The sequence below is a fragment of the Aeromonas sp. 9A genome (genome assembly GCF_963900955.1).
Lineage (GTDB): Bacteria > Pseudomonadota > Gammaproteobacteria > Enterobacterales > Aeromonadaceae > Aeromonas > Aeromonas salmonicida.
In genome coordinates this window covers 1-10,114 of record NZ_CAWRFG010000008.1, presented here as the reverse complement: position 1 = coordinate 10,114, position 10,114 = coordinate 1, and the positions used below count along the sequence as shown (strand labels likewise).

General features: G+C 50.6%; 8 protein-coding genes. All 8 read left to right on the top strand.

Annotation, left to right across the window (positions count from 1 at the left end):
- The first annotated feature begins 374 nt into the window (after positions 1-374).
- On the top strand, positions 375-1,784 hold the full coding sequence (locus AACX78_RS21960; RefSeq protein ID WP_236556393.1) for an ATP-binding protein: 1,410 nt from the start codon (positions 375-377) through the stop codon (positions 1,782-1,784).
- Positions 1,781-2,428 carry a response regulator transcription factor gene (locus AACX78_RS21955; RefSeq protein WP_060584785.1) on the top strand — a complete coding sequence of 216 codons (648 nt, stop codon included), beginning with the start codon at positions 1,781-1,783 and terminating at the stop codon, positions 2,426-2,428. Before AACX78_RS21960 ends, AACX78_RS21955 begins: the two co-directional genes overlap by 4 nt.
- Positions 2,425-3,246: a DUF2861 family protein gene (locus tag AACX78_RS21950; RefSeq protein ID WP_159167643.1), complete on the top strand. Its 822-nt coding sequence runs from the start codon at positions 2,425-2,427 to the stop codon at positions 3,244-3,246. Before AACX78_RS21955 ends, AACX78_RS21950 begins: the two co-directional genes overlap by 4 nt.
- 357 nt (positions 3,247-3,603) lie before the next feature.
- Entirely contained in the window at positions 3,604-5,793 is a 2,190-nt protein-coding gene (locus AACX78_RS21945) for a glycoside hydrolase (protein WP_159167642.1), read from the top strand.
- 157 nt (positions 5,794-5,950) lie between these two features.
- On the top strand, positions 5,951-6,583 hold the full coding sequence (locus AACX78_RS21940; RefSeq protein ID WP_159167641.1) for an outer membrane protein: 633 nt from the start codon (positions 5,951-5,953) through the stop codon (positions 6,581-6,583).
- A gap of 138 nt (positions 6,584-6,721) precedes the next feature.
- The gene (locus tag AACX78_RS21935) at positions 6,722-7,474 is read left to right on the top strand and encodes a spondin domain-containing protein (RefSeq protein WP_159167640.1); all 753 of its coding nucleotides are present in this window, start codon (positions 6,722-6,724) and stop codon (positions 7,472-7,474) included.
- A gap of 9 nt (positions 7,475-7,483) precedes the next feature.
- Positions 7,484-8,185, top strand: coding sequence for a spondin domain-containing protein (locus tag AACX78_RS21930; protein WP_159167639.1), 702 nt, complete (start codon positions 7,484-7,486; stop codon positions 8,183-8,185).
- 391 nt (positions 8,186-8,576) lie between these two features.
- Positions 8,577-9,878 carry a S1 family peptidase gene (locus AACX78_RS21925; RefSeq protein ID WP_159167638.1) on the top strand — a complete coding sequence of 434 codons (1,302 nt, stop codon included), beginning with the start codon at positions 8,577-8,579 and terminating at the stop codon, positions 9,876-9,878.
- Positions 9,879-10,114: the final 236 nt, after the last annotated feature.

Sequence of the window (10,114 nt, the reverse complement as noted above, 5' to 3'; positions counted from 1 at the left end):
TGTCGACCAAAGACGGTTAATCGGGCATTTTTATGGTTGTTCACTGGGGCACCTCGGATGATTGGTTTGGTTGGCGCCTCCAGTTTTCCGGGAATGCCCCGAGTGAACAACCTACAGAGAGATCACATCTAGCTCCTGCACGCAGCAGGTCGGTGAGCGGGTCTGTTGACTTGACCTCTGGTTGTGGTAGGGCTCTGAGGGTAGAATTGGTCATGGCGTGTCACCTCTGTTGATTGAGATTCTTCGCGGGAATCAATCAGCAGGATACGCCACCTCTTCTATCCCTCCGTACACCAGAAATGACCATAACTCCTCTTGACCGGATGCCGGAGTAGTTGAAAAATGGCGTTAACCTTTTATAACGTCGACTCAACATGAACGCCTGCCGAGCCGAATTCATGCGCCTGAGCCTGTTACTCTGTTGTTTACTCTGCTACGGCATGAGCGTTCGCCCTGCGCTGGCTGGTCCGCTTGCCGATCGCTTGGCCGGTGAGTTGAAGAGGTTAACGCCGGAGCGTGAGATATCTCTCGACAGCGTGCAGCGCCTCGATCGTCGCTTGATAGAGCCCGACTCCCTCTATCCCGCGTGGCAAGAGTACCCGCTGTCCCAACTACAGGCGATGTATCGCTATGAGCAGGAGTGCACGGGGGACAGTGAGTTGCCGGACGAGTGGAAACCATTGCTACACGCTTTATGCGGCCAGGCGCAGGCGCCTTCGTTCATCTGGTTTACCTCCCACCCCATATATCCTCTGGGGGGGTCAAGCGCTGCTCGTTGGTTGGCTCGTCATCCTGTACCCGAGCTCGAGCGGTTGCTCCATGTACGTGAGCGTCGTGACGATCTGGCTCTGCTCGGCGAACTGGATAACGATAATCTCGAGGCCCTGTTGCGGGGCGAGCGTTGGCTGTTGCAATCAGGCCAGCTCTGGTTGCTCGCCGACGATCGATTGCATCGTTATGGTGATGGGCAGTGGCAGCCACTGACCTTACGTCTGGGCATGATGCTGGACAGTGGTAGTGGCGCGCCATGCCAGGAGAGTCTTGGAGCCCTCTGCCTCAGCGTTAGGCCTGCGGTTAACTGGCAGTGGTTGGCACAGACCAGTATGCTCGGGTTCTTTCTGCTTTTAGGGGGGGCCATTTGGCAGCGCTGGCGTTTGCAGCGGGAGCGTCGTGTTGCACTACAGATGCTGACGCACGAGCTGCGAACACCGATCATGGCGCTTTCGGGTATCGGCGAGGAGCTACGCCACGATTTCGACCAGCTGCCTTCTTCAGCCCAACAGAGTGTGGGCCAATTACTGGGAAGCATTGCTCGCCTGCACCAGTTAGCACAGGCCAGTCGTCACTACCTGGCTGTAGAGACCATCAAGGATGAGCGGGTGCCAGTTATGCTGACCGAGTGGCTTACCATGGTCTGCGAGCGACATGGTGCGCTGTTTTGTCTCGAGCGAGAGATCACCCTTGCACTTCCCTTCTATTGGCTCGATCTCGCACTCGATAATCTATTGCGTAACGCCCGCCAGCATGGCACTGGGCCGGTCAGAGTGAGTGCCTGCTGGCAGTCAGGACGGTTGTTCCTATCGGTCAGTGATGGCGGTGAATTGCCTAGTTACCGGCTCGCGCCCCTGCTGCGCAGGGGGGCTCGGGCCGACGGATTGGGGTTGGGTCTTGCTATCGTTCGCCACCTGCTGCGTCGCCTCGGCGGGCGGCTTCTCCTTTCTGGCCCTCCCACCACCTTTACCCTGATGCTGCCTTGTCAGCGCTGGAGCGACCACGAATCATGAAGACCATCTTACTCATCGAGGACGAGGTATCGCTGGCTGAGAACCTGCAACGTTATCTGAGCCGCGAGGGGTATCGCTGCCTCTGGTGCAAAACCTTGGTGGCTGCAGAAGCGCAATGGTTGGCGGCGGATCTGGTGCTGTTGGACCGTACTATGCCAGAGGGAGATAGCCTCGATAGGTTGCCCCAGTGGCTGGCCCGCAAGGCGCTGCCGGTGATCGTGCTTACCGCACGGGTGGAAGTGAGCGATCGAGTGGCTGGTCTCGATGCGGGGGCGCGTGACTATCTGACCAAGCCTTTCTCCCACGACGAACTGCTGGCGCGGGTCCGGGCTCAGCTGCGTCAGCTGGGTGATGGCGCCCAGACGGTCGGCGGCCTGCAGCTTTATCCTGCCAGGATGCAGGCGAGTTGGCATGGGGAGATGGTGAGCTTTACTCCTACTGAATTTGCACTGCTCACTCTGCTGGCGCGGATGGTGGGGCGAGTGCTGAGTCGGGAGGAGATCCTCAACCGGGTGTGGGGCTACCAGGCGTTTCCTTCCACCCGTACCGTAGATACCCATATTCTACAGTTGCGTCAGAAGCTGCCCGGGTTGGTCATAGAGACGGTGCGCGGTATTGGCTACCGGTTGGAGGGAGCAGAGTGAGCGGCGTACATTTGGTGGCACTACTGCTCACTTTGGTTGTGGGCAACGCGACGGCAGGCGAGCGTGTCACGGCTGCAGAGGGGGATGAGTCGTTACAACCCCCCACCTTGTCGTTACTGCTGGGCGACAACCTGCACGCCTGGAAATCCTTGCTTCAGGCTTGGCCTGAACTTGGCAGCCATGCTGAACGTCGTGCTTGGCAGGGGATGCAGGCGGTCCTGAACAAATTGCATTGCGGCAAGGATTTTCCACTGACGTTGCCCGATGAGGTCAGCAAGCTGACGCTGCAACTGATCCAGCGTGATGTACCTCTGGTAAGGAACTATCGGGTGATTTTGGAGGGAGAGGGACCCATTACCGCTGCCGAGCTGATTGACTCAAGTGGATACAATTGGCTGGGGAGTGCCCAGTGGGAGTTGGAGGGGAAATCGGGGGTCAGGGTGGTGGGGAGTACTGTTCAGGCTGCCCTGCCTGCCGGGCTCTATGAGCTGCGACTGGAAGTAGCGGCTAAGTCCTGGCGAGCAACGGTTCCACTCCCGGCACTCCAGGATCTGGAGTGGCTTTCCCGTTCACCTTTGAAAGTGGCCAATACGCCGGATCATCCAGCCTCGTGCGATCCGCTTTGGCTCGAGCAGACGGTGTTGTCGCCCTCCGATTACTCTCTGCTCTGGTGGCATCGCCTGCCTCTTGAGGGCGAGATAAACTGGCCAGCTAGCATACTCTATGGCTGGCAAACTCTCACGTTGGTGCAGAGTGATCAGCGTGGTGAACTGACGTTGCAGCGCAGGCATACTCAAGCTGGGCCGATTGGACAATAGGCGTTAGGGCGCCCTCATGAACAGGATATTTAGCGGTAACAAACTGAAATAGATATAAAAAATGCTTTGTTTGTGACCTGGTTTTATCGCCAAACAAAACCGCCACGCCCGAAGCTATGACCATTATCCACGTCAATCACTGTCTCAATCAACTTCTCGCTCCCGCCGAGATCGAGCGAATGGCCCGGCGCTGCAAGTGTTGCCTGCGTCCAGCCCGCTGGCACAGGACGTAGCCCAGCGGGCTTTCGGGTATTGGTGTGGGTGCTCGCGATTCTTAATCCTGACATTGGCCTGACAATCACGGTCAACCACACTGATTTAATAGCGCTTCTTTTTTATTATCAGGAGTCGCAGACCATGATTCGTCCCGACGCAACTATGTACCTTATGCGCCGGTTGCTGCTATTAGGTTCTCTATTTGTTTTGCCTGCAGAGGCATTAACTCTTGCCAATGAGCAGTGGCGCATCGTGCTGGACCCCGCCACATTAGCTGCCGAAGCCATACTTTCCTCTGGTGATAATTTTGTTATCTCTTCCCCTGGTCCGAGCCAGCCGGTTACACACTTGCAGCAGGATGGAAAGAGTGCCAGTTGGTTATCTGGTATGGATGCCGGCGTGCATACCTCAGTGCGCCTTGACGGTGATCGTCTGATCTTGACACTAAGCAAAAATAAGAGCGGGGAGCTGGTATGGCCACGTGTACCTTCCGGTGCCAAAGCACTATTGATACCGATACAGGAAGGATTCCGGATCCCGACAGACCATAAATTGTGGCGAAAAGAGTTGGTCGACGCATATCAAGATATTAACACCACGGAGGGCCTCACCCTTCCTGTTGTTGGGTTTGACTATGGCGCTCATCAACTGTCAGTTCTGTTTGCTAACCCCTTTAATAATCGTCTTCACTTTGCTCTTAATCCGCAAGGGATTGGGTTAAATGCTACTCATACGGTCAATCGCCTTAATGTGACCAAGCCTTATGAGGTGCAGGTTTCATTGACATCGGGACAGAATTGGCTGGCGCCAGCAAAGGCATATAGACGCTGGTTACAAGAGCGAGGAGAGTGGGTTTCTCTCGATGAGAAATTGGCATCGGTAAAGGATGGAGAAAAGTTGATCGGAGCGTCTCATCTCTATCTATGGGGAGATCGATTATTAGTTCCGCAGGATGTGAAAAGCTGGGATGAGTTGCGTCGGCTGATGCCAGTTGGTTGGCTTAAGGGAGAGAGCAAAACGGCTCTCAATGCACCCGATCTTGCACATAACCGTTATTCGCAGGAGAGCGTATTGACTGGGATTGAGCAGGCACTTTTTGTCCTTCATCCAGGTCAGAACCCCGCCGATTTCAGCGCTCGAAAGCTCATCGCGACAAAGCACGTTGGAGCCGCGCTGAATGAACCAGCAAGCTGGGGGGATAGTGGCTCAACGAAGATGATAGCTGCGCTGAAAAAAGCGGGGTTACCGAGACTTTGGTTGGGGCTTCCCCAATGGAGCGAGGGGTTTGCATCACCTGAAGGCGTTATTTCAGCAAGAAAGGCGGGTTATTTGATTGCCCCTTACGACTCTTATGATACAGCGTTGCCTGAAGGCAACCAGCAAGGGGAGTGGCTGACCGCCCAGATGGGCAATGACATCTATCAAAAATGTGGTGTGATGTTGGAATCTGGTGAGCGAGTTAAAGGGTTTCAGGGGCATGGGGTTTATACCAATCCAACATGCGTGCGACCTATTATGGAAAAGCGAATAAAGTGGTTACAGAAAAAGAATCACTATAATAGCTGGTTTCTTGATGTTGACGCGACAGGCATGGTTTTCGATGATTTTGATCCGACTAAATTAACCAGCCAGGAAAAAGATGCAGAGAATCGCATGGCTGGGATGGCTTGGATATCAAAAAGCCAGGGGGTATTGTTAGGATCAGAACAAGGCGGCGCCGTGGTCAACCGTACCGCAGCATTTGCTCATGGTACTCAGCCTGGTGGCTTCTTCGGTTGGGATGATGACGACATGCGTGAAAATCGCTCATCACCCTATTTTTTGGGTGCCTGGTACCCTGGATATCAGCCAGCATTTTTCTTTAAACAGAGTAAGCTAAAACCACGTTTTCAAGCATTGTATTATGATCCGTCAATCCGGCTGCCACTTTATCAGGCCGCATTTCATGACAGTATAGTTACCAGCTATCACTGGATGGCGGATAGCTTAAAATTCAAGGAGGTGCGTCAAGTCTCTGAGTTATTACAGCAGCTGTATAATATGCCTCCGCTGCTTAATATCAGCCTTGATAGTGCTAAAGAAAGAATTCCATACCTTGTTCAGTTGGATAATTTTTTTCGCCCTCTGCATGAAACTCTTTACAATCAAGAGATTACAGGGTTCAGATGGTTAGAGCCTAAAGGTTATGTGCAGGAAACCACGTTTTCTAACGGAATGAGATTGATTGCAAACTTTGGTGGTGCGCGCAAGATTGATGGAGTGTCTTTAGCCATGAATAGTGTGCTGGCCATATATACCAATGGAATGACAAATAGTTTTGTATCAAGGTGATTTGTTATATTGCATTGTTAGTAAGTTGTTGTTTATATGGGGCTTAGCCTCAAACTTTTATTCTTGATGTTTCATGGAGGTGCGAAGTTATATAGTCAGTGATTATTATCTTGGAATATTTAACATTTTACGTCCAATTGGTATTAAGGGTGATTAAGTGAAAAAATTTTTGATTAGCTCTGTTATTCTTGCGTCGGGTGTGGTTTTTGTTGTTCCGGTGCAAGCGGCACCGCACAGTGGTTTGTATATCGGTGCTGGTTTTGGCTATGGTAAAGTGACCTATAGTGGTGACGAAAAAGCTGCGTTCAAAGAACTGTTTGGTAGTGAAAACCCCAATCAAAACAAAGCTATTTCTATCAGTCTTGGTTACGACCTTCCTATCGCCGAGCAATGGACAATCTCGCCAGAAATTAGCGCAATTTATTTTGGTGGTAATGATTTGACATATTCCGGAAATGGAAGCTCCGCAGAAGTGAAAACGCGATATTATAATATAGATGCTCTGGGAGTGTTGACATACCAATTGACCTCATACATCGACGTTTTTGCCAAAGCGGGCGTATCTTATAAGACAGAGACACATAAATTGTCTGATGCTATCGGTGAAGCGTTTGATACGCATGATTTGCCAAGTGACGAGCGTAATAAACTATGGACCCCCACTGCTGGAGTCGGTATAGGCTATAATTTTACTTCACACTGGCAGGCTAATCTGGCGTATATGCACTCATTTGAAAAAGGGGACTACCACTTGGATAGTGTTCTCGCCGGGATCAAATACAAGTTTTAAGTTGGTTTAAGGTCGGATATATTGCCTTCTGTTATTAATGGCCAACAAGCTACGGTTTCTATTGTTTCATGCCGTTAGATATTATGGCTGTCATGATCTTATATTATTTTTTGATTGTGATGGCCTTTTACGAGTTAGATGACTTTACTTTTAAAGTTGTTGAGCAATATAATGGAGAAAAAAATGAACCTTTCATACTTATCTAAGATGACTGCGCTTTTGGTGTTAGTATCTTCCAGTGCAATGGCAAAAACGATTAATGTTCAGGTTAGTAATCTAACGGAGGGCCAACCGTTTAGTCACGGTATTCTGGTTGCATATGATTCCAGTAATAGCGATGTTGACCCATTATTTATTCCGGGGAAACCCGATTTGGGACGAGGCTTGGCAGATCTGTCGCAATACGGTAATGCGGAACCATTAATAAACTATTACTCCAACGTGGCCAATGCGAAGGAAATAGATCCAGTGTCAATCGGTCAGACTTCTGCTCTGTATACAATTTCTAATGTTAATGTAGGGGATACTCTCTCCTATGCAGCTATGTTAGGTATTACCAATGACGGATTTGCGACATTAGAAGGGTGGACGGTGCCGAGAGAAAATGGGGTATATATGCTGCCGCTTGAACCCTGGGATGATGGCACCGAAGGCAACAATGAGCGGTTCACCGGTCAGGTTCCTGGCTTGAGTCGCATCGGAATGCCTGCCCAAGCCGCGACGGGGCATCCTGATGTGCTACCGACTCAAGCCGAAGGTTTTGTTCATCCTCATCGTGGCGTGCTGGGCAGTGTGTCACCCGGAGCCAACTCTGCCAGTGATCTTGACATCGCCAAGCAACGTTTCAATGACGGTCAGGTCGGTCTGATAACCATCACTGTCAGTGAATAAGGAGTTGGCATGAGAGCAATGGGATATATAGGGCTCGCAATTGCACCGCTGTTGCTGTCCGCTTGCAATGGTTCAGATACGCCCAATGCCATCGAGGCTAAGGTTGTCTACAGTGTTGAAATTACCAATCTGACTCCGGGGCAACCGCTTTCTCATGGTGCGGCAGCTATCAATCAAGATGGTGGTTTTCATTTATGGAAATTGGGCCAGAGTGCCTCGGTTCCTCTGGAGCGGTTGGCCGAAGGTGGTGATCCCAATCCATTAGTTGAAACTTCGTTCTCAGGTGGCGCATCTCAGACGTTTGATGCTGTTTCTCCTGGTGAAACCACTCAGTTTAAAATTGAGGCAATTATCAAAGACCCCAAGAGCGTTTATTTGAGTACAGCTCAAATGCTGGCAAAAACCAATGATGGTTTTACCGGTGTTGACAGCCTGGCATTAGGAAGCTTGGTGGTCGGTCAATCCATGACGGTATATAGTTCACCGTATGATGCCGGTACTGAGCTAAACGCAGAAAATAAAGAGACGGTACCGGGTTTGGGAGGGGAGGGGTTTAATCCCGAGCGCAATGATAGCGCATCCATCGTCACCCTTCACTCTGGGGTAATAAAAAATACTGATGGTCAGTTACCTTATGATGATGCTTACCCGGATTCTCTGCGTTTTAATACTAAAAAGGTAGCAAAGATAAAGGTCACAAGAGTTGAGTAATAAGGTTGATTTTAATCGAGCATGTTGAGTGGTGTTTTTAAGAGCTTGAAACTGGATAATAAATGTCATTCATGTTAATTGCTTAAGAGCTTTTATCGCCATTCACTTTCTCATGGTTATGTTGCGGTGCTATATTTTGGGGGAAATCCCATGTCGGCCACGATGATTATCGCGGTCGACATTTTCTCATAAAGGCATAAGGTGGTTTTTAATAAGAATTTGCGTTGTTTTGGTTATAGCAATGCATGCCTTTGGACTTTATCATGCATGAGAGTGACAGGAATAAAGCCTGCGTGTGAGGTTTCAGGTTCACGCGGAGTTTAGCCAAATAAGAATGATTTTATTAAATGATTTTTTTATTCTTTAGTTTTATGTGTAGTTAGGAGTTTGCGTGTCATTTATTAAATGTAGCACAGTGGTGCTTGTCCTCTTGTCGGGGCTTTCCAGTCCGGCCTTTGCTATTAGAGTTCCGTCTGATCATAAAGACTGGATGGCCGCGATAGGTGAAATGAGCCAAGAGGGAGAAAATAACTACTACTGTAGTGGTGCCTTAATTGATAAGGAGTGGGTCATCACTGCAGCTCATTGCTTCGATAACCGACTGTTCCAATCGGTGAAAGTGGCTATAGGCGTCGATAACTTGACCCTGCCTCACACGCCGGTCGCCGTCGATCAGGTGTTGCTGCACCCAGACTATCTGGAGCATCGTATCGATACATTGGGTAGCAAGATTAACTTGTTTTCCAATGATGTCGCTTTGCTCCATCTGGCCAGCCCAGCCAGCCAGCAACCAATAGCTATGGATACAGTCGCCCCATGGAATTGGCATAGCGGCCTTAATACCTTCGATTTTTTTAGCTATGGCCCAATGCCAAGAGTAGACGCTGGTTTTCCACGTATACCTTTCAGTCGACTTAACGATGACAGCGGATATAAAGAGCAAGCGGAGAGTCTCGATGATGCTACCAATAGCACCATATTATTATCTGTAAATCCATATTCTTGTTTTGGCGATGGGGATGAAGGTGGCCCAATCTTGCGTGGTCTTGCTTCCGATGCCTCCTTGGAAGGTCAGTGGTTAGTCGGGATCGCCAGCAATCGTGAAAAGACCTGTAATAAAAATGTCGAGCATCAACAACTTGCCTTCACCAGTACCTTTATGGTGAATGAGTGGCTTCAAAAACAGCAGAAAGAGGTGAGCATCACTTCGCTGCTCGGCATCAAGGTTCCCGACAACTCATATGGCTGGCGCGACTTCAAGGTGGTTAACCGCTCCGGCAACATGGCAGTGCTGAGTGACGTGAACGCTACAGCGCCGGGATTGGATAACCAGTGCCCAGGCAACTTGGCTGCCGGTGCTGAATGCACCATCCGGGTCCGCTTTGATGGGAAATATACCGTAGGTACCGTCAGAAGTGAGAAGCTGACTCTTAACAGCACCATAGCTGGCGTCACCACCCCACTGGAAGCCTACCTGATTGGTACGACGCTCAAGGCAGAGCCCGTTACCCCCTCTCAACCGGTGCAGCCGCCCAGCGTCGAGCCCGTACCTCAACCGGAGCAACCAATCTCCCAGCCGGCACCGCAACCGGCAGCAGCCTCGAGTGGTGGTAACGGTGGCGGCGGCGGTGGTGCCTTCGGTCTGGCGGGGCTGTTGTTGGTTCCCTTGGCTTGGTTGCGTCGCCGCGTATGAGTTGTACTTGTGCAATAAAAAGGGGGGGATGCCACGGCGTCCCCCTTGCTTGCAAATAAGCCTCCGTCGGGGGGTATCCCCATGTATCCAATCTGACTAACCTGCCGATTGAGGTATCCTGATTTTCACAGACAGTCCCGATTGTTACGATGAGACAATCGGGGGTATTGAATGAAATCGAGAGAACACTATTCACCAGAGTTTCGGGCAGAGGCGGTTCGACTGGTGTTGGAGCA

Excerpts from the sequence above, each read along its gene's own strand:
- AACX78_RS21960 (WP_236556393.1), top strand. The coding sequence starts at position 375 with ATGAACGCCTGCCGAGCCGAATTCATGCGCCTGAGCCTGTTACTCTGT.
- AACX78_RS21955 (WP_060584785.1), top strand. The coding sequence starts at position 1,781 with ATGAAGACCATCTTACTCATCGAGGACGAGGTATCGCTGGCTGAGAAC.
- AACX78_RS21945 (WP_159167642.1), top strand. The coding sequence starts at position 3,604 with ATGATTCGTCCCGACGCAACTATGTACCTTATGCGCCGGTTGCTGCTA.
- AACX78_RS21935 (WP_159167640.1), top strand. The coding sequence starts at position 6,722 with ATGACTTTACTTTTAAAGTTGTTGAGCAATATAATGGAGAAAAAAATG.
- AACX78_RS21930 (WP_159167639.1), top strand. The coding sequence starts at position 7,484 with ATGAGAGCAATGGGATATATAGGGCTCGCAATTGCACCGCTGTTGCTG.